Origin of the sequence: Natrinema salifodinae, from assembly GCF_900110455.1 — an archaeon.
Taxonomy (GTDB): domain Archaea; phylum Halobacteriota; class Halobacteria; order Halobacteriales; family Natrialbaceae; genus Natrinema; species Natrinema salifodinae.
The window spans coordinates 1,024,360-1,043,671 of record NZ_FOIS01000001.1; the positions used below are offsets into that span (position 1 = coordinate 1,024,360).

Annotated in this window: 15 protein-coding genes; 9 read left to right on the plus strand and 6 right to left on the minus strand. The window is 66.1% G+C overall.

Features of this window, described 5'->3' with window-relative positions:
- Window positions 1-15 precede the first annotated feature (15 nt).
- The 9 genes from BMY29_RS04775 to BMY29_RS04810 all read left to right on the plus strand — a co-directional run bounded on the left by BMY29_RS04775 (window position 16) and on the right by BMY29_RS04810 (window position 11,539).
- Window positions 16-1,014 carry a hypothetical protein gene (locus BMY29_RS04775; protein ID WP_049990839.1) on the plus strand — a complete coding sequence of 333 codons (999 nt, stop codon included), beginning with the start codon at window positions 16-18 and terminating at the stop codon, window positions 1,012-1,014.
- On the plus strand, window positions 1,011-1,511 hold the full coding sequence (locus BMY29_RS04780) for a hypothetical protein (RefSeq protein ID WP_049990838.1): 501 nt from the start codon (window positions 1,011-1,013) through the stop codon (window positions 1,509-1,511). The genes BMY29_RS04775 and BMY29_RS04780 overlap by 4 nt, the downstream gene beginning before the upstream one ends.
- A gap of 65 nt (window positions 1,512-1,576) precedes the next feature.
- On the plus strand, window positions 1,577-2,581 hold the full coding sequence (locus BMY29_RS04785; RefSeq protein ID WP_049990904.1) for a hypothetical protein: 1,005 nt from the start codon (window positions 1,577-1,579) through the stop codon (window positions 2,579-2,581).
- Between the two features lie 90 nt (window positions 2,582-2,671).
- Window positions 2,672-3,556, plus strand: coding sequence for a hypothetical protein (locus BMY29_RS04790; RefSeq protein ID WP_049990837.1), 885 nt, complete (start codon window positions 2,672-2,674; stop codon window positions 3,554-3,556).
- A 533-nt stretch (window positions 3,557-4,089) separates the two neighbouring features.
- Entirely contained in the window at window positions 4,090-5,373 is a 1,284-nt protein-coding gene (locus BMY29_RS04795; protein ID WP_049990836.1) for an L-lactate MFS transporter, read from the plus strand.
- A gap of 116 nt (window positions 5,374-5,489) precedes the next feature.
- Window positions 5,490-5,651 (plus strand): hypothetical protein, encoded by a 162-nt coding sequence (locus tag BMY29_RS20915; RefSeq protein ID WP_160290107.1) that lies wholly within the window; start codon window positions 5,490-5,492, stop codon window positions 5,649-5,651.
- Window positions 5,652-5,773: 122 nt separating this feature from the next.
- Complete coding sequence (locus BMY29_RS04800; protein ID WP_049990835.1) at window positions 5,774-7,393, plus strand: NADH-ubiquinone oxidoreductase-F iron-sulfur binding region domain-containing protein; 1,620 nt, start codon at window positions 5,774-5,776, stop codon at window positions 7,391-7,393.
- Window positions 7,390-10,779, plus strand: a complete 3,390-nt coding sequence (gene fdhF / locus BMY29_RS04805) for a formate dehydrogenase subunit alpha (protein ID WP_049990834.1) — start codon at window positions 7,390-7,392, stop codon at window positions 10,777-10,779. The genes BMY29_RS04800 and fdhF overlap by 4 nt, the downstream gene beginning before the upstream one ends.
- A gap of 547 nt (window positions 10,780-11,326) precedes the next feature.
- Window positions 11,327-11,539, plus strand: a complete 213-nt coding sequence (locus BMY29_RS04810; RefSeq protein WP_049991882.1) for a hypothetical protein — start codon at window positions 11,327-11,329, stop codon at window positions 11,537-11,539.
- A gap of 54 nt (window positions 11,540-11,593) precedes the next feature.
- Here the strand turns inward: BMY29_RS04810 and BMY29_RS04815 are convergent, their stop codons facing one another.
- The 6 genes from BMY29_RS04815 to BMY29_RS04840 all read right to left on the minus strand — a co-directional run bounded on the left by BMY29_RS04815 (window position 11,594) and on the right by BMY29_RS04840 (window position 19,301).
- Window positions 11,594-11,908, minus strand: a complete 315-nt coding sequence (locus tag BMY29_RS04815; RefSeq protein ID WP_049991883.1) for a hypothetical protein — start codon at window positions 11,906-11,908, stop codon at window positions 11,594-11,596.
- Between the two features lie 200 nt (window positions 11,909-12,108).
- Complete coding sequence (locus BMY29_RS04820; protein WP_049991884.1) at window positions 12,109-14,160, minus strand: ATP-binding protein; 2,052 nt, start codon at window positions 14,158-14,160, stop codon at window positions 12,109-12,111.
- A 328-nt stretch (window positions 14,161-14,488) separates the two neighbouring features.
- Window positions 14,489-15,826 (minus strand): outer membrane protein assembly factor BamB family protein, encoded by a 1,338-nt coding sequence (locus BMY29_RS04825; protein ID WP_049991885.1) that lies wholly within the window; start codon window positions 15,824-15,826, stop codon window positions 14,489-14,491.
- Between the two features lie 135 nt (window positions 15,827-15,961).
- Complete coding sequence (locus BMY29_RS04830; RefSeq protein ID WP_049991886.1) at window positions 15,962-16,627, minus strand: MaoC family dehydratase; 666 nt, start codon at window positions 16,625-16,627, stop codon at window positions 15,962-15,964.
- A gap of 146 nt (window positions 16,628-16,773) precedes the next feature.
- Window positions 16,774-17,610, minus strand: a complete 837-nt coding sequence (locus tag BMY29_RS04835; RefSeq protein WP_049991887.1) for an alpha/beta fold hydrolase — start codon at window positions 17,608-17,610, stop codon at window positions 16,774-16,776.
- 104 nt (window positions 17,611-17,714) lie between these two features.
- Window positions 17,715-19,301, minus strand: a complete 1,587-nt coding sequence (locus BMY29_RS04840) for a uracil-xanthine permease family protein (RefSeq protein ID WP_049991888.1) — start codon at window positions 19,299-19,301, stop codon at window positions 17,715-17,717.
- Window positions 19,302-19,312: the final 11 nt, after the last annotated feature.

A 19,312-nucleotide genomic window follows, 5' to 3' on the forward strand; every position in this document is an offset into this window, starting at 1 on the left:
TTTTCGTTCCGTACAATGACAGCGGATCTCGAACCTGACGGCGAGGATCGTTCGGATCCCGAGAGGGACGAGCGCTCCGCGGGCCGTTCACGAGCGGACGAGCAGACTGGTCCCCCGCAGCGGGTGCTGACCGACGGCGGCCAGGCGGAGATGGAAGAAGAAGCCGAAGAGACGGACGCCGACGAGGAAGCCGAACCGGACGAGGACGACGCGGAGGCCGAGGAGGCGGGAGACGAAGAGAGCGAGGAACCGGCGGACGAAGACGTAACGGACGAGGAATCCGCCGACGAAGACGAAACGGAGACCGAGAGCGAATCCGAGGACGAGACGGACGAGGAGGAAGGTGAAGCACCGGAAGAGGAGACGGAAGAAGAGGAAGGGGAAGAGGACGTAGAAGGTGAAGCTCCGGAAGAGGAAGAGGAATACCACGTCGAAGGCGCCGACGACGTCTACCAGAGCGACGAGACGTCGGGCGTCCTCCACCTCGACCTCGACGGGCTGTTCCTCGATCTGCTCGGACTCGAGGTCAACCTCGATCCGGTCACGCTGGACGTCTCGGCGCGACCCGGCGAGAACAACCTGCTCGGAAACCTGCTGTCCGCGGTCTCGGGACTGCTGGACGGCCCGGGTGCCATGGTCGATAAGGCGAAGTCGATGCTCGGCAAGCCGATCGAGTTCGTCAAGAACCTGCTGAACAAGCCCGTCGAGCGGCTCACCGGGCTCTTCGGCGGGGGCGAGGAAGCACCCGACGAGGAGGGTGAAGAGACCGAGGCCGAAGACGAGTCGCCTGGCCGGATCGCCTCGGCGGTAAGCCGGCTGAAGGCGGGCGTCTCATCGGCGGTGAGCGGGCTGAAGCAGCGCCTGGCCGGGCTCGTACCTAGCTTCCCGACCGAGGAGATCGTGTCGGCGATCGTGAGCGCGATCCTCGAACAGCTGCTCGAGCAACTCGAACCGGACCGCGACGAAGAGGCCGGCGGACAGCCGGAACCGTCACAGGCGGAGGCATCATCATGAGCGACGAATCGACAAGCGACGACTCGGAGTCACTGTCCCAGCGCATCGACGCGGAAAAGATTACCGACAACGTCGACGTCGAGAACCTGGTCGAGGGCACTCAGTGGGAAGACGAGATCGACGAGGACAAGCCCCTCGGCGAGGCCTTGGGCGGTCAGATCGGCGCGATCCTCGGGCGAGCGATCGGCGAGTCCCTCGGCCGGACGATCGGGAACATGGTCGTCGACGAACTGCTCAGTCCCGACGAGGAAGAAGCGGAAGAGGAGGACGCCGAAGAAGCTGAGGAATCCGAAGGAGAAGAAGAGACCGAAGCCGAGGACGAGGAGACAGCCGACGGAGACGAATCGGAGAGCGACGGCGAAGGGGACGAATCGGAAGCCGAGGACGGCGGTGAAGGCGACGGCGAAAACGGAGACGAAGCCGAAGACGGATCGGACGCGGACGACGCCGAGGAACAGGAGCAAGACCAAGAAGCGGAAGCCGAAGCGGAGGAGTAAGACCGTGACCGTGATCGAAACGAGGGGGAACTTCCCCGACCGTGGAGCCGCACGAGGTGATCGCCGTGAGTGACGGAGCCGGCCTGAAGAGCATGGTCGCCAAGGAAGTCAGTAACCAGGTCGACGTCGCGGATATGCTCAGCGACGGGAGTCTCGAGGACAGCATCGACGGCGGCGAGATCGGCGCCGCGGTCGGTCGCCGGTTCGGCGAGCAGTTCGGCCGCGAACTCGGCGCGTCGATCGGCCGCGAGGTCCACGAGACGATCGCGGACGGCGTCGAGGAAGGGAAGGAACTCGGCGAGATTCGGACCGACCTGGCGACGGCGATTCAGAACGCCATGCGCGAATCGGTCTCGGATATCGAGGGACGCGACTCGCTCGAATCGCTGGCCGAGGGCGTGAGCGAAGGCGGCGGCGTCGAGGGGCTCGTAGACGGTATCGGAAGCGCCATCAGCGGCGAGAGCGACGAAGCGGCCGACGCCGACGAAGCAGACGAGGACGAGACCGAAAGCGACGCGGAAGCGGCCGCCGACGAGACGGACGAATCCGAGAGCAAGGCGGCCAGCGCTCGAGACGCGGTCGAGTCGGCCGCCGAGTCGGCCGGCGAGGCCGCCGAATCGGCCGGGGAGGCCACCGGACTCGGCGACGTGCTCGGAAGCGACGAGGGCGAGAGCGACGCCGAGTCCGTGCCGGAAGCCGAAAGCGATGAGGAAACGACGACCGAGGACGAATCCGAAAGCGAGGTCGAAGCCGACGAAACGGAAGCCGAGGAAGAGCCGACGGACGAGGCGGAAGCCGAGAGCGGGGACGAAGCCGAAGCCGCGACCGAAGAGAGCGACGAGAGCGACGAACCCGAGCCGTCGATGGACGATCTCGAGGATCTCAGGCGGGACACGCTCGAGGACTTCCTCGGGATCATGTCCTACAGCGATCTGCAGTCGATCGCCAAGGACGTCGGCGTGAAGGCCAACCTCAGCCGCGAGGAGATGACCGCGGAGATCATCGAGACGGTGACGGACGACGAGTCGGATTCGGAGTCCGACTCGGAAGCGGAAGCAGAGGCCGAGTGATCGACCGAACGGCTCGCCGGTTCCCGATTCCGAACCGGCCGGCCAGGCGGCCGTGAGCGAACCGCGGCGAGCGATACCGGAGCCAAACCCATGACCGAGACCGATCACGACCAACTACGCGACCGCGTACGCGAGGTACTGAACGCGGCCGATACGTCCAGCGGATCGCTTATCGGGGGCGATTCGGACGGCGAGGAAATCGAGGAACGCGGAGACGAATCGGCCGAGACCGACCTGCTCGAGACCGCCAGACGAGCCAGCGACATCCTCGAGTCGTCCGACCCGGACGAGTTGCTCGACGCGGTCGGCTTGGATACGCTTGCGGACGGGACCGAACCGGACTCGATTCCGGAGGCCATCACCAAGGGTGAGCAGGAGAACGTCGAGGACCTCCGTCGGCTGTTGAACCTCGCGAACCTGGCCGACCAGGCCGACGACGACGGCCTCGGTGACGCCGTCGGCGAGCTCCGGGAGGCGATTAGCGAACATCGGGCGAGCGCCGACGAGTCGGCCGCGGAGGTGTCCGGTGATGGGACCGAAGGGGAAGACGACGGAGGATCGGCCGGCGAGCCCGATCAGGCGACCGACGACGACGGTGACGCGAGCGGCGACCTTCAGGACCGGCTCCGGTCGGCGATGAGTTCCTCGTTCACAGACTTCGGCGACGAAGTCCAGCAGTTGCGGGATCGACTCGAGGAGGCGAGCGGCGGCGCCATCGGCGACGACGAAGCGGACGAGAGCGAGGCGGACGAAGCGGAGGAGACGGCGGCCGACGCCGAGGCCGAGACGGAGGACGAAGCGGACGAGGAGGAAGACGAAGGCCTGCTGGGATCGGGACTCGGCTCGGGTCGGGACCGCGGGACATCCACCGGCGGCGCGTCCCGTCATTCGACGATGGCGCCGCCGCCGTCCAAACGGGCGGACATGCGCAGCCCGGCACGGTTCTCGACGATGCCCGACAAGCACCGCGACTGAACGGGATGCAAGCCGTCGCGGTCGCCCGCACTCGGTCGCGGCCGATTCGGTGAGCCAGTGGCGACCGGTGACGTTCGCGGATCGAGGCGGGCCGACGCGCGCTGCAATCACAGCTCCGCGCTCGTAGACGGCCGGGTATGGCGAGACGCATCGGCGAAACTTGGGTACGCCACTGGCTGGGCGACCATCAGGGATCACGTGCCACGCCGATGAGGACATCGCATTCAATTCGCAGTTTCAGGGGTGGTCGGAGTAAATTCTCAGTCCGCTCCGTTGCGAACCACGAATCCGATCTCTACGTAGAGAGACCGCTGTATCTGAGAGCAGCGTATCACGACCGCTCGAGTCGGTCACGCTACGAGAATCACAGATGATCCTTCGGGTCCCTTTTCGACGACGCAAAAGACGACAGTTGTGGCCCGGATCGGCCCCCAGACGGGGGAGATTGCGCCCGCGATCCGGCGACAGCAGCGACCCGAGCGAGCAAACGCGGGCCGCGAGCATTTACCGAGCAGTCCGGTACCCGGCGATGGATGGTACGAACTGACGCCGACAGGAATCGCTGGCTGATCGCGCTCTCAGCAGTGGCGATCCACCTGTCGATCGGTTCGATTTACGCGTATAGCGTGTATCAGAACCCGTTGCGCGACGAGTTGGGGTGGGCGATCTCGGACGTGTCGCTCGCGTTTACCGTCGCCATCGTCTTCCTCGCGTTGTCAGCGGCGTTTCTCGGCGGCTTCGTCGAGCGACACGGCCCGCGGATATCGGGGCTGCTCGCCGCGGCGACCTTCGGTCTCGGCATCGTCGGCGCGGGGGTCAGCGTCCAACTCGGGAGTTACGTCGGGTTCCTGCTGACCTTCGGCGTGATCAGCGGGATCGGGATCGGGCTGGGATACATCTCCCCGATTTCGACGCTGGTTCAGTGGTTCCCCGACCGGCGGGGGATGGCTACCGGGCTCGCGGTAATGGGTTTTGGTGCCGGCGCGCTCGTAACCGGCCCCATCGCGAACGCCATCATCGAGGCCGCGAGCATCCCGGTCACCTTCTACGCGCTCGGGGTCGCCTACTTCGCCCTGATGGCCGCGGGCGCGAGCTATCTGCAGAAGCCGCCGGCCGACTGGGTCCCAGAGGGTGTCGACGAGAGCGAAATCGACACCGACGCAGAGAAGGGCGTCTCCGTCAACACCGACCTCGAAGAACTGACCGCAAGCGAGGCGCTGCGGACGCCGCGGTACTACCTCGTGTGGCTGGTCATGTTCATCAACATCTCGGCCGGGATCATGCTGCTGTCCGTCGCCTCGCCGATGACACAGGTCATCGCCGAGGTCGACGCGGCGACCGCGGCGTCGGTCGTCGGTCTCATCGGCATCTTCAACGGCGGCGGTCGCATCTTCTGGGCGACCGTCTCCGACTACATCGGGCGGACGACCACGTACGGGACGTTCTTCGGCCTCCAGATCGCCGCCTTCCTGCTGATGCCCCAGATCACCCACCTCTGGCTGTTCGCGGGGCTGCTGTTCCTCATCATCAGCGTTTACGGCGGCGGGTTCGCCTGCTTACCGGCGTATCTGGGCGACCTATTCGGCACGAGGGAACTCAGCGCGATCCACGGCTACACCCTGACGGCCTGGGGCGCCGCCGGCGTCGCGGGACCGATGCTCATCTCTGAGATCGTCGAACGGACCGGCAGCTACGTCATGTCGTTCTACGTCATCACCGGTGCGTTAACCGTCGGGCTGTTCGCCGTGGGCCTGCTGTACTACCGGATCGAGGACGTCCGGGAGTCCACCCACCGGGCCGAGCCGGAGGCGGTCTGATCGGTTCGGTTTCGCGGATCCGGACTCGTCCTCAACCTCGCAGCGTCCCGTCCCTACCCCTTCCCTTGCGCCGTGACGGACGAAAGCCTATCCGTGACGGCGGGGAACGGTGACTCATGTTCGGCGATCGAACGCCGTCGGAAGCGACAGCGCAACCGGACCGCGGCCGACGCGGGCGACCGTTCCCCCTCGCGCTCGCCGCGCTTCTTACCGCAGTCGCCCTGCTGGCCCTCCGCGTTCGTCGCAGGGACGAGTCGACGCTGGACCCGCCCTTCTGATCGTCCGCCGAGTAGCGACGCGAACTCGCCGCAGACATTTGTTATATTAGTGATGTTATTCGAATCGGCCGCTCCCATTACAAGCCGTGCTTTTTCGGACGATGACATACCACCAGTGTCTGATGGACAAACGGAGCGAGTCGACCGACGGAGAGCTGGTCGTCCGCGTCGCCGGCGGATCGCGGCGCAGACGACGGAAGCAGCGCGCGCTCGACGAGATTCGCTCGGTGGCCGAGGACGTCCGCGTCGTCGAGACCGGTCCGACCGGAATCCGGAGCCACGAACCGCTCATCCTTTTGACTCGCGACGGCCGGACGGCGTTCTATCCGGCACCCGTCACGGGACGGGTTCAGTCGCTGGTCGAGACCCTAGAGCGCGGCGATCTTCCGACCGACAACGCCGTTGCAGTCGTCGAACACGACACCGACCCGACGTCGCTCCCGACGCCGGACGACGGCCCGCTCTCGGTGGGCCGACGCCGCGTCCTCGGTCGCTGCGGCTGGATCGAGCCCGCATCGATCCCCGACGACTCGGCGGCCGAGCTGGCGAGCGACCGTCCCGACGAGGCCCGGTCGCGCGTCCGAGAGATTGGCCTGCTGGGTCGCGGGCGAGGCGACTGGAGCACCGACGACCCGGTCGGAGACGAATGGGAACTCGCTCGCCAGGCGGCCGCGGCGGGCGACGCCGAGTCCGATACCGACGTCGACGCCGCTGCCGACGATCCGATCGTCGTCGTCAACGCGAACGAGAGCGACGACCGCAACGAGACCGACCGGACGCTTCTGGAGGGCGCGCCAGGCGAGGTGCTCGACGGGGCACTCGCGGTCGCCGAACTGGTCGGGGCCGCGGACGTCGTCGTCTACTGCAACGAGGCCGACGATCGGGCTCGCGAGCGCGTCCACGAGGCCGCCCAGGCCCTCTCGGAAACGCTAGCCGACCGGATCGGCCGGGAGGAACGCCCGGAGGTCGTCGTCGGGCCGGACCGGTACATCGCCGGCGAGCCGACGATGGCTCTCGAGGCGATGGAGGGCAACGACCGCCTCGAGGCCCGCCTTCGGCCCCCCTCGCCGGCCGAACACGGGCTCTACGGCCGGCCGACCGTCATCCACACGCCGCGGACGATGGCCCAGGTCCGCCAGGCGATGCTCTCCCCCGAGGCGTTCGACGCCGACGACGCCGATCCCGGGACGCGCCTGGTCACCGCGACCGGCGACGTCGACGCGACGGCGACCGTGGAACTGCCGACCGGCGGGAGCCTCGAGGACGTTCGCGAGGCGGTCGACGTTGAGGGCCAGTTCAAGATGGCCTGCGTCGGCGGGCAGTTTGGCGGGTTCGCGCGGTCGCTCTCGCACTCTCCGTCGGCGCCCGCGCTCGAGGGGGCCGGCCTCGGGACGGAGGGCGTGGTCGAACTGCTGAACGGAGACAATTGCGTCCTCGCGACGGCCGGGCGCAGGGCGAACTTCGCGATGGAGGAGAACTGCGGTCGCTGCGTCACCTGTCGCGAGGGAACTCAGGAACTCACGAACATGCTCCGAGACATCTACGACGGCGAGTACAGGGACGCGACGGTGCGCGAACTGACCCGCGTGATGGGCGAGACGAGCATCTGCCGGTTCGGCCGCACGGCGATCCGGCCGGCCGTCACGGGGATGAGCGAGTTCGAGCGGGAAGTGGCCGCCCACGCCGAGGGGCGCTGTCCCAGCGGCGAGTGCGAAGCCGGTAGCGTCGGAGGGGGACGATGAGCGGCACGGACCCGGCGAGTCACGTCGACGACGCGGAGACCGAGCGGCGGCCGACGTCGGTCGAGCGACTCCCGTCGGTGCCGGACGTGACCGATCCGCGGCCGAGCACGCCCCTGACCGAGCAGTTCGAGACCGGCACCGCCAACGACCCGGACGTGACCTCCGACGGCGACCAGATGACCCACCTCACGGTCGATGGCACGTCCGTCGCGGTGCCGCCGGATTCGACGATCATCGACGCGATCGAGGCGACGGAGCCGGCCGACGAGATCGCCGCGCTCTGTTACTACGACCGAGACACGGACCAGGCCGATCAGATCGGGCCGCGGGGCGAGTGCCGGACCTGTACCGTCCACACCGAGGAGCACGGGCTCGTCCCGGCCTGCTCGTTCCCGGCCGAAGACGGCCTCGCGGTTCGGACCGATCAGGACGACGCCGCGGAGGCCCGCGAGGTGAACCTCGATCTCCAGCTGTCGGATCACAACCTCCGCTGTACGACTTGCGGCCAGAACGGCCGCTGCGAACTGCAGGACACCTCGATCGAGCAGGACGTCGAGGAGCCCCGGTGGGGCGTCTTCGAGGACCGCGACCAGTACGAGCCCCTCGACGACACCTCGCCGGCCATCCAGATCGACCGCAACAAGTGCATCCTCTGTAATCGCTGCGTCGAGGCCTGCAACGACGTGCAGGTCGAGGGCGTCCTCCGCATGGAGGGCAACGGCCAGGACACCCGCATCGCCTTCCAGAACGACGAGGAGACCTTCGACGAGTCCACCTGCGTCTCCTGCGGTCACTGCGCCACTGTCTGCCCGACCGGCGCCTTGGTCGAGCAGGGACTGACCGACATCGCGACGATTCCCCTTCCTGGGTTCACACAGGAGAACTCCATCGGCGAGGTCTTAGAGAGCCCGAAGGCGGAGACGGCCGACCAGACGGAGGCACCGAACCGCGACCTGCCGTACGATACCGAACCCAGCGAGGCCGACGCAATCGAGGAGAAGTCCGGCGTCGCCCGCTTCATGTCGGTGGCGAAGGCCCGCGCCGGAGACGCGGCGCAGCACGCCGGCGACGCCGTCAAGCGGGCCGGCGACCGCGCGCTCGAGGAGTTCGAACACGTCTCCGAGGGGATCGCCAGCGAGGCGATGCCGGCAGGCCGCCTGTTCGACGTCGCGACGACGATCGGCGACGCGCGCCTCTCGCAGGTCACGAAGGCCGAGACGACCTGCAACTACTGCGCGGTCGGCTGTCGCTTCGACCTCTACGGCAAGGACGGCGAAGTGGTGGGCGTCCGGCCCGCCGACCCCGACTCGGCGCCAGCTAACGACTTCTCGACCTGCGTGAAAGGCAAGTTCGGCTACGACTACGTCGACGCCGACGACCGACTCGAGCAGCCGCTGATCCGGAAGGAAGACGCCCCCGACGGGCCTGTCGGTCGCGAGGGGTTCCGCGAGGCTTCGTGGAAGGAAGCCATCGAGCGCGTCTACGAGGGGCTCTCCGAGATCCGCGAGGAACACGGAAGCGATTTCCTCTCGGTTGTCTCCTCCTCGAAGACGACCAACGAGGAGAACTTCTTAAACCAGAAGTTCGCCCGCCAGGTGCTCGGGACGCCCCACGTCGACAACTGCGCGCGGCTCTGTCACTCCTCGACGGTGGCGGGGCTGCAGCAGACGGTCGGCTACGGCGCCATGACCAACCGGATCAACGAGGACATCGGCGAGACGGACTGTTACCTCATCACCGGCTCGAACACGACCGAGTCCCACCCCGTCCTCGCCACGCGTATCAAGCAGAACGTCCGCGACGGCGCGGACCTCATCGTCTTCGATCCGCGCGAGATCGGCATGGCCGAACACGCCGACCAGTACGTCCGGACGACCCCCGGCGAGGACGTGGCGTGGATCAACGGGATGATCCGGTACATCGTCGAGAACGACCTCCACGACGAGGCGTTCATCGAGGAGCGGACCAAGAACTTCGACGACCTAAAGGAGAAGGTCGAACCGTTCACGCCAGAGAAGGTCGAGGAGCTGACGGCCGTCCCCGCCGAGGAACTGAAGAAAGCCGCCGAGACGATCGCCACCGCGGACACCTGCATCTTCGGATGGGCGATGGGTCTGACCCAGCACACCACCGGGACGCGGAACGTGCTGGCCATCGCCGACCTCGCGCTGGTGACGGGTCACCTCGGCAAACCCCGCGCCGGCCTCTCGCCGTTCCGCGGGCAGAACAACGTCCAGGGTGGCGGGGGCGACATGGGACCGGCCCCGCACAACCTCCCCGGCTATCAGGACCTCGGTGACGACGAGGTGCTGGACAAGTTCGAGGACGAGTGGGGCGTCCGTCCGCCGAACGACGTCGGGCTTCGACTTCCCGAGCAGTTCCACGCCATTTCCGACGGGGACCTCCGCGGGATGTTCATCATGGGCGAGAACCCCGTCCTCTCGGAGCCCGACCTCGACAACGCCGAGCAGGCGCTGCGGAAGCTCGACTTCCTCGCCGTCCAGGACATCTTCCTGACCGAGACGGCCGAGTACGCCGACGTCGTCCTCCCGGCCGCCTCCGCCGCCGAGAAGTCGGGGACGTTCACCAACACCGAGCGGCGCATCCAGCGGGTCCGCCCCGTGGTCGACTCGCCAGGCGAAGCGAAAGCGGACCGGAAGATCCTCACCCAGCTCGCAAAGCGCTTCGGCTACGACTGGGACTACGACGGGCCGGCCGACGTGATGGAGGAAATCAACTCTCTCGTGCCCATCTACGGCGGCGTCACCTACGAGCGCTTGGAGGAGGAGACGAAGGGCATCCAGTGGCCCTGCTTCGACGAGGACGATCCCGGGACGCCGTACCTCTACGAGGACGAGTTCAACTTCGAGGACGGAAAGGCCCGGTTCGTCCCTGCCGACTACGCCAACCCGCCGGAGATGCCCGACGAGGAGTACCCGCTGACCCTCTCTTCGGGCCGGGTGCTCTACCACTGGCACACCGGCACGATGACCAGGCGGGTCGGGACGCTGATGAATCACGTCCCGGAGAGCTTCGTCACGATCCACCCCGAGATGGCCGAGGAGTTGGGTATCGACGATCAGGAGTACGTCCGGGTCCAGTCGCGCCAGGGTGAGATCGTCGTGAAGGCGAACGTCGAGGACATGTCCGACCCCGGCGTCATCTACATCCCGATGCACTTCCCGCAGGGGGCGATCAACAAGCTCACCCAGCACGAACTCGATCCAACGTCGTTCATTCCGCAGTACAAGGTGACGAGCGTCCGCATCACGCCGCTGGACGTCGACCCCGAGGAAGCGGCCAACGTGGTCTCGCCGACGCCTGGCCAGCTCGAGGGGCAGCAGGGCGACCCCGAGGAGGTCGGCGGCCGCAGCGCCGACGACTGAGCGCGGATTAACAAAGGAGAGACGAACCGGTATCCTGGACCCAGAAACACCATCTTCTTGCGTTTAAGGTCCGAATTCGAATAACGTACTTCATTTATCAGTGAAGTCTTCAAACGTGTTAGAGATCCGTGGATCAACGCTTCGCGTTTCTCTAGGAACTCAGGAAAGTTGTCTATTCGATAGAGTCTCTTCTCATTCGGGATGCAATGGCGTGCTCTGTAGTCGTCGGTGCGAGTAGCGATCTTCTATCCTGCTGAACAGCAGTAGATATAAGACACTATGGGTCAACAATCAGAACGGAAGCCGCGCTCCAGCCGTCGCAGGGGGCATGCGCCGAAATGCCCCGGGTGGAACCAGCACCCGAGACGTGGCTTCCATCCCACACGGGATTCGAAGCCATGATTGCGTACATTCTACCGGGATATAAACGTCCCGCACGACCGACGAGTCGCCCGCCTCGAGCGTCTTTGCTACCGTCGCTCGATACCGACGCAGCCGGCTCTCCCGCCGCCCGAATCCGAGCCGCGATCCGCGAACGGGGGTCGCGATGAGCGGTGACCGCCAGGCGGATGTCGACGCCAACGCTGACGCCGCCGCCGACACCGACGCCGGGGACGATGAGAGACGAACGCGACCCGACTGTCCGAACTGCGGACAGCCGGTGGGGATCGTGACGGTCATCGGACCGACCGACGCTATCGCGGCGCCCTGTGGCTGTCGCGTGCCGGCCGACGCGCTTGCGGTGCCGCGACTCGAGTAAGGCGACCGCGAGCGTCGAATCGGTATTCCGCTCTCTTACTCGGTGAAGCCGAAATCAGTCAGTCTCCTCGAGCCACGCCTGCATCCGCGCGACCAGCGCCTCGGCGAGGGCTTCGCCGAGCCGTTCCGGCGCGTCGGAGAGGTCCCAGACGTAGTCGCCGCCCCGGGAGATCGTCTCCCACTCGAGGTAGTTGCGGCGGTCCAGTTCGAGCAAGAGATCCTCGAAGATGGCGTCGTTAAGACGGAGGCCGATCGCGTCCTCGATCGACGCGGTCAGCTGCGACGTCGTCGCGACAGTGCGCTCCTCGGCGGCAGCGGCGATCGAAGCCGTCGGTGTCGGCGTCGACGGTGTCGGCGGCCGTTCGGTCATTGTCGCCCGCCGGTTGTGACCCGGTCGTATTAATCCCCGTGGTAGTCATCGGAGCCCGACCGTGCGAATCGATTGAGAATCCCACACGCTCGTGGGACGCGTGCTCCGTCGCTCGATCGGAGGCGTCGATCCCTCCAGAATTCAGGATCGGTTACGATCGCCCCGCGGTTTACGTTCTTCCGCCAGTTCCCACTTCCCTCCTACGTCGTCCCCTCTCCATTACCGACAGGAATCGTGAAGAAGAACGTTGTTCCTTCGCCTGGCTCGGACTCGACCCAGATTCGGCCATCGTGAGTCATCACGATGCGTTCGCAGATGGCGAGCCCGATACCGGTTCCCTCGCGCTCGTCGGGAGCGTGGAGGCGGTTGAATACCTCGAATATTTCGTCCGTCTTCTCCGAGTCGATCCCGATTCCGTCGTCGCGAACCGAAAACAGCCACTCGCCGTCCCGTCGCTCGGCGGAGACGTGGATGGTCGGCGGGCCATCGCCCGCATACGTGATGGCGTTGTCAAGGAGGTTCTGGAAGAGCTGGATAAGCTGGCGTTCATCGCCGCTCACGGAGGGCAGTTCGTCCGACGTGATAGTGGCATCATGTTCGTCGATTGCCATCTGGAGGTTCTCCATCGCCTGGTCGAGGACTGTCTCGCAGTCAACCGGCTCAAAATCCTCTCCATCGGTGTTTACCCGCGAATATTCGAGCAATGCATTGACCATCTCCCGCATCCGGTCTGCGCCGTCGACGGCGAACTCGATGAACTCCATTGCGTCAGCATCGAGGTCGTCTCCGTAGCGATTTTCGAGTAGCTGGAGATAGCTAGAAACCATCCGTAACGGCTCTTGCAGGTCGTGGGAGGCGGCGTGGGCAAATCGCTTGAGTTCCGCGTTCGAGCGTTTCAGTTTGGCGTTGGCTTGTTCGAGTTCCCGCTCGTATCGTTTGCGCTCTGTGATGTCGCTTGCCATACCAACCCACTCGACGATCTCGCCGTCTTCGTCCAGCATCGGCACCGCACGCGAGAACGTCCAGCCCAGGCTCCCATCGACTTGCTCTACCTGGTGTTCCAGTTCGAAGATGCTCTTGGTTCGGATCGCTTCGTCGATGGCCTCCTTGACGCGCTCCTGGTCGTCCGGATGGATGTATTTCTCGAGCCAATCGCTGGTCGATTCGCGCGTATCGGCGATGAACTCCTTGCCTTCGAGGTGGTGCATTTCGCTCCAATCGGGGCTCATTCGGTACACGACGTCCGAGCTAGCGGTGATCAACGCGCGGAACCGCTCCTCGCTCTCCTGAAGCGCCTCCTCGGCCTCCTTGCGCTCGGTGATATCGCGCGTCGTCCCGGCGATGGCCTCGACTTCCCCCTCGTCGTTGAGTACCGGTGCGAAGATGTAGTCGTAGATTCGGCGGCCGAGCTCGGCGTGGTGAAACGCCACCTCGCCGCGGACGGGCTCTTTCGTCTCCACGACCCGATCGATCTCGCGTTTGTGCATCTCCGCGTGCCACTCCTTGTAGCCGTTTTCCCGCAGGGTCTTTCCGATGGACTCCTCGAAGGTTTGCCCCCACATCTCCAGCAGTGCGTCGTTGGCGAATATGAAGCGATAGTCGAGGTCGAACGCGTAGACAAGGTCGGGCGTACTTGAGATGAGAGTCTCGTAGAGCCGCCGCTCCTGCTCGGACTCGGCGGGCACTCTCGTCATCTCAGCCTCCGCTTCCTCGCGTTCGGCGCGATCGGTATTCGCGACCGGCTCCGCGTTTTCGAAGGCGTACGCGATCGTTGCCCCTAACTCTGCGAGCGATGCTCGCTCGGCCGCGCCGAATCCGTGCGGTCGGTCGGTAGCCAGGTGCAAGACACCGTACAGCGTCTCCTCGTAAACGAGGGGGATGACCGCGCAGGTTCGATCGTCGTGTTCGAGGGCGCGGTCGCGCCGATCCTCGTAAAGCGGGTCGTCCACGGGATTCTCTTCGACCGCGAGCTCCCGTGTGCGCACGGCCTCGCTCGTCAGTTCCGCTCGGCGTGAGTCCTCGGTGATGGAGACTCCATCGAGCGTCTCCTCCGCAATCCCGGCGGAGGCCGTCGGAACTACCTCCTCGTGCTCCGGATTATAGCGGCCAATCCACGCAAAGGCGTACACCTCCGATGCCGCGAACCGCTCGCAAACGCGTTGTCGGATCTCGTGTTTGGTGATGGCCGGAATCAACGCTCGGGTGACTTCTCCTCTCACCTCATTTATATACTGTTGGCCGTCACGACTCATTTTGTCACACTATATCACAGAATTGGTTTACCCCTATCGATTTCTGAAGACGAGAGCACTCCCGGATTTCAGCGGTCGTACAGAAGGACATCGGAGTCATCTATCACGCAGCCGAAATGATAGTCACTCACGCCGGCGGCGCCGACGCGGCCAGCGCCGAGGCATTTCCCGATCGTCGTTCTATTCAGCACGGCTTGCGATACATTTTTTCAATTTGATAAAATCGGCGTCACTCACTTTGCATGCGTCGTTACCAACCGCCCCGATCCAGTTCGCGTATGGATCAGGAGACGGAAGCTCTGCGACTAGTACTGCTATCGTCGCTCGCTCACTCGGCGGCCACGAGCTTGTACCCGCCGCCGTCGTCGTCGACGGCGTCCGCCGACCCCGCGTCCGCCGGCGGGTTCGGCGCACGCTCGGCGTAGTAGATCGCGCCGTCGATCACGCGCGGCGTGCTCGTGACCACGCCGTCGTGGTCGCGCTCCCAGACCAACTCGCCCGTGCGCTTTTCGAGCTCGTAGAGCCCGCTGTCCTTCGAGCCGACCAGCACCCGGTCGCCGCAGACGGTCGGACAGCCCGTGATCGGGCGATCGGTCTCGAACGACCAGTAGCGCTCGCCGGACCCCGCGTCGAGCGCGTACAGATTCCCGTCGTGGCTCCCGACGAACACCGCGTTCAGGTCGGGATCGATCGCCGGGCCCGACATCACCAGGTCGCCCGTCTCGAACGACCAGTCCTCGGTGCCGTCCTCGAGATCGACCCGGTAGACGTGGTGGTCCCACGAGCCGAAGTAGGCTCCGCCGTCGTAGGTCGCGATCGGCCCCTTGATCTCGCCGGCGTTGCCGGGGCTCTCGGTCTCGAACGACCAGGCGAACTCGAGATCGGGGTAGGACCAGCCGTACAGGAGGCCGTCGTTCGAGCCACAGACCAGGCGACCGGCCGCGGAGTCGATCGCCGGCGTCGAGTGGGGGTGGTCGGTCGGCCGCCGCTCGGGGTCCTCCCAGAGGACCTCGCCGCCGTCCGCGTCGAGGACGAAGATACTCCCGTCCGGATCGGGGTACTCGACCGCCATAACGATCTTCCCGTCGTGATACAGCGGACTCGAGCCGATGGCGCCTCCGAGATCGCGCCGCCAGACGACGTCGCCCGTCTCGAGGTCGACGGCGTAGAGCGCGCCGTCGTAGGCACCGATGTAGGCTCGCCCGTCGGCGACCGCGGGCGTCCCGTGGATGCCTCGGCCGTCGGTGTCGGTCCCCGCGCGCCAGCGCTCCTCGCCGTCGGCGTCGAGGGCGATCAGGTAGCCGGTGTCGCCTGGGAAGACGACCCCGCCGTCGGGCAGGGGCACGGCGCTGGCCTTCGCCGCGGAGTGCGAGCCCGTGTTGAGCCGGTCGAGTCGCCAGGCCTGGTCGACGTCGTCGGGGACCGACACGTCGGGGTAGTACCCCCACCGCTCGAGCGAGTGGCGGAACTGGGCGACGCCGTCGGGAACCGTCTGTTCACGGCCGGTCTCCGCGAGGGGGATCTCCTCGTCGCCGCTCCACCCCTGACCGAGACAGCCGGCGAGCGAGGCCGACGCTCCGGCCGCGGTGCCGATCGTCCGGAGGACGCCTCGTCGACTGCGGGGTCGCTCGGCCGCCCCGCCGACGGGGTGCGGATCGTTCGTCATGTCCCGGTGCTCGCCGCGGAGGACAACCAGTGTTACTGTTGCGGGTACGTCGCGCCGGCTCCGAGCCCCCCATTCGCGGGCCTGGCCGCGCGAACTTGCAGGATTCGACAGCCGTCTCGGGAACTAAGCGAACCGCTACACGTCGACGTCGGGGCCGTCGTTGATGATGACGACGGCCTCGCCGTCGATGACCGTCTCGTCGTCCTCGCCGATGACGGTCGTGTGCAATCGGTATCGGTCGCCGCCGAGGGCCTCGACGATCTCGCACTCGGCGGTGACAGTGTCGCCGATCTCGACCGGACCGGTGAACGACAGGTCCTGCGAGAGGTAGATCGTCACGCCCGGAAACCGCGCCAGTGCGGCGCTGATCGTCCCGGCGACGAGCGTTCCGTGGGCGATCCGGCCGCCGAACCGGGTGTTTTCGGCGAAGTCGGGCTCGAGGTGGAGCCGGTTCGTGTCGCCGGATACCTGGGAAAAGGCGGTGACGTCGGCGTCGACGATCGGCTTGCTGAAGCGGACGTAGTCACCGACGCCGAGCGAGTCGTAGTCGTCCGTCGACCGTTCCATGATCCAGCTCTCGTCGCCGAACGAGACTTCGGCGACCGACGACGATACTGTCGTGTCGTCGTCCGGGACCGTCCGAGACGGGTCGTCGTCCACGGAACTGCTGAGCCCCATCGCGGCGAGGAGTGCGTTGTTGGCCTCGACGTAGCTATTGAACACGTGTTTCGAGACGTTCGTCCAGTGGTCGGTCGCGTGAGCCGCGTTGGCGGTGTCGGTATCCGGATGGTGACTGCTCATAGATAGTGTGGTAGTGGATCCCGGTTGACGTGGTTCGGCGGTGCCGAATAGCCGTTTCACGCTTTCCCCCTTGGCGGTATCGCCAAATCACATTGGAGTGGAAACGATGACTGTCCCGATCTCTGACCGGTCGCGTCGGGTCGGGGTCACGCCGCGGCCAGGCCGTCTAGAAATGCGGCCGTCGCCGCGTTGAACGTTCGCGGCCGATCCCGATTGACGAGATGGCCCGACTCCGACAGCACCAGGCACTCGCCGTCGGCGACGGCCGAGGCGATCTGCCGACCCTGGCGCTTAACCGGCGGAGCCTCCTGATCGCCGTGGACGACGAGCGTCGGCGTCTCGACGTCGGTTAGCGCGGGCGGGTCGTAGCGGTAGAGCGCACCGAAGATTTTCAGGAATTCGTTCGCAGCGATGTCGCCGACGTCGGCGATCGCGTCGGCCCTGACCTCGGGATCGACGGACAGCCACCGCTCGCCGGTCGTCGCCTGAATCGATCGCAGCATCGTTCGGAACGTCCGCTCCGGTCCGGACAGCGACAGCGACGCGGACAGCGCGGGCAGCGGCGACCAGAACGGCTTCAGTGGCGTCGGCAGGTCGACCGGCGGCATCGAGCGGACCGCGCCGCCGAGAATCGCACCCGCCGCGCCGTCGGAACGCTCGGGATGGCGATCCAGATACTCCTGGACGACCATCGATCCTAGCGAGAGGCCACAGAGGAGCGGCCGGTCGATCTCGAGGTGGGCGAGCAGCGCCTCGAGGTCGTCGGTGAAGAGTTCGATCGAGTACCGGTCCAGTTCGGTGACGCCGGTCTCGCCGTGGCCCCGAACGTCGAGCGTGACGACCCGGTACTCGTCGGCGAAGCGATCGACCTGCGGGTTCCAGGCCCGCCCGTTCATCCAGCCGCCGTGAACGAACACCAGCGGCGGACCGTCGCCAACCGTCTCGTACCAGATCGTCCCGTCCGCGAGTGCGAGTTCCGCCATCGGCACCGTCTGCCAGCCGCGGACGCTTAGAAGAACGGGTTGCGTTAGCATCTCTGAGAAAACGGGTCGAACCACGTCTCACGCCGACGCGCGGATGCGGCCCCTCAGCGGTCACCGCCCGCCTCGCCGCCGATCCAGCGGTCCCAGAACGACTCGAACTCGGACTCGTCTTCGGTGATGCGCTCCCACTCCGCGAGACCGCGTTCCTCGCGGGTTCCCGGGATCGTGTTGTCGAAGAACAGCGCCGCGATCCCGCCGACGGCCATCCCGGTCGAGCCGATGATGTAGACCGTGTCGACGACGGCCTGGCCGGCGGCTTCGATCCAGGTCGCGGTCGTTCCCGCGGCGCCGGTCGCGTCGACCACCGACGCGATCGCCCCCTCGAGCCCGACGGCCTGGCGGAACTCGAGCGTGGTCTCGAAGTTGCCCATGTACGCCGGGATCGCCAGGCCGACAAACAGCGCGAAGCCGATGATGAAGGCGTTGCGCGAGGAGTCGAGGTCGACGTGGCGCAGGTTCGAGATTCCGACGGCGACGATCTGGCCGAACATGGCGATGAACAGGCCGCCGACGATCGGGTCCGGGATCGTCGCGATCAGCTGGCCGAAGTAGCCGATGAAGCCGACGAACAGCATGACGACGGCGCCGAACTGGACGACGTACCGCGAGGCGACGCCGGTCAGTCCGATTGCGCCGATGTTCTCGGAGTAGGAAGTCGAGCCGGCGGTGCCCATCACGCCCGAGAAGACGTTCATCAGTCCCTCCATCCCGATGCCGTGGTTGATCCGGCGCTCGCTGGGCGCGCCGGAGCCGGTCAGGTTCGCCACCGCGTAGTAGTCGCCGATGCTCTCGACGATCGAGGCCAACACGCCGGCGAACATTCCGACGACGAACGCGGTCGTGATCTCGGGCGTCCCCCACTGGAAGGGGTAGATCGGGAAGAACGGCTGCGTCTCGGTGATGTCGCCGAGAGCGACGTACCCCGGGTGGCCGCTGCCGATCACTCCGAATATCGACAGCGCCGCGGCGACGGCCCAGGCGATGCCCAGTGCCAGGATGACCGGGTACAGGCGGAACGCCCTGTGCTTGACGTCGAGGTACTGGGAGAACAGCAGGATGAGGCCGAGCGTGAGCGCGAGCAACAGCCAGCTCTGGTTCGGCGTCGTGATCTGGGGCGAGTTGAACAGCGAGAGGCCGATCAGCGCGATCGTCGGCGCGACGACCACCGGCGAGAGGTACCGGCGGAGCTTCCCGACCAGGCCGAAGTAGCCCATCGCGACCTCGACGATCGCGGCGACGATGATCGCGCCCTGTAACTGCAAGAGCGCGGCTTCCCATCCGGGTTGGCCTTGGACGCCGCCGGCGGTGACGACGCCGACGATGGCCAGTGCCGGCGCGAGCATCGAGAACGGCGCGCCCTGGACGATCGGGTACCGGTTTCCGAACGTCGTCTGGGCGAGCGTCGCGATTCCGGAAACGACGAAGAACGTGCCGATGAACCTGGCCGTCACACCGGGGGGCATCCCCATCGCGTTCGCCAGGATCAGCGGGACCGCGATGTTCGCGCCGACCATCGTCAGGTAGTGTTGCATCCCCAGTACGAACGATTCGTGTATCGGCGGCCGCTCGTCGATCCCGTATTCGATATCGGACCCGACGGCGTCGTCGGTCGCTGACTCGTCCCCCGTCATCGATCTCCCTC

Bases quoted from the DNA above. Each gene is read 5' to 3' on its own strand.
- BMY29_RS04775 (WP_049990839.1), top strand. From the start codon at position 16: ATGACAGCGGATCTCGAACCTGACGGCGAGGATCGTTCGGATCCCGAG.
- BMY29_RS04780 (WP_049990838.1), top strand. From the start codon at position 1,011: ATGAGCGACGAATCGACAAGCGACGACTCGGAGTCACTGTCCCAGCGC.
- BMY29_RS04790 (WP_049990837.1), top strand. From the start codon at position 2,672: ATGACCGAGACCGATCACGACCAACTACGCGACCGCGTACGCGAGGTA.
- BMY29_RS04795 (WP_049990836.1), top strand. From the start codon at position 4,090: ATGGTACGAACTGACGCCGACAGGAATCGCTGGCTGATCGCGCTCTCA.
- BMY29_RS20915 (WP_160290107.1), top strand. From the start codon at position 5,490: ATGTTCGGCGATCGAACGCCGTCGGAAGCGACAGCGCAACCGGACCGC.
- BMY29_RS04800 (WP_049990835.1), top strand. From the start codon at position 5,774: ATGGACAAACGGAGCGAGTCGACCGACGGAGAGCTGGTCGTCCGCGTC.
- fdhF (WP_049990834.1), top strand. From the start codon at position 7,390: ATGAGCGGCACGGACCCGGCGAGTCACGTCGACGACGCGGAGACCGAG.
- BMY29_RS04810 (WP_049991882.1), top strand. From the start codon at position 11,327: ATGAGCGGTGACCGCCAGGCGGATGTCGACGCCAACGCTGACGCCGCC.
- BMY29_RS04815 (WP_049991883.1), bottom strand. From the start codon at position 11,908: ATGACCGAACGGCCGCCGACACCGTCGACGCCGACACCGACGGCTTCG.
- BMY29_RS04820 (WP_049991884.1), bottom strand. From the start codon at position 14,160: ATGAGTCGTGACGGCCAACAGTATATAAATGAGGTGAGAGGAGAAGTC.
- BMY29_RS04825 (WP_049991885.1), bottom strand. From the start codon at position 15,826: ATGACGAACGATCCGCACCCCGTCGGCGGGGCGGCCGAGCGACCCCGC.
- BMY29_RS04830 (WP_049991886.1), bottom strand. From the start codon at position 16,627: ATGAGCAGTCACCATCCGGATACCGACACCGCCAACGCGGCTCACGCG.
- BMY29_RS04835 (WP_049991887.1), bottom strand. From the start codon at position 17,610: ATGGCGGAACTCGCACTCGCGGACGGGACGATCTGGTACGAGACGGTT.
- BMY29_RS04840 (WP_049991888.1), bottom strand. From the start codon at position 19,301: ATGACGGGGGACGAGTCAGCGACCGACGACGCCGTCGGGTCCGATATC.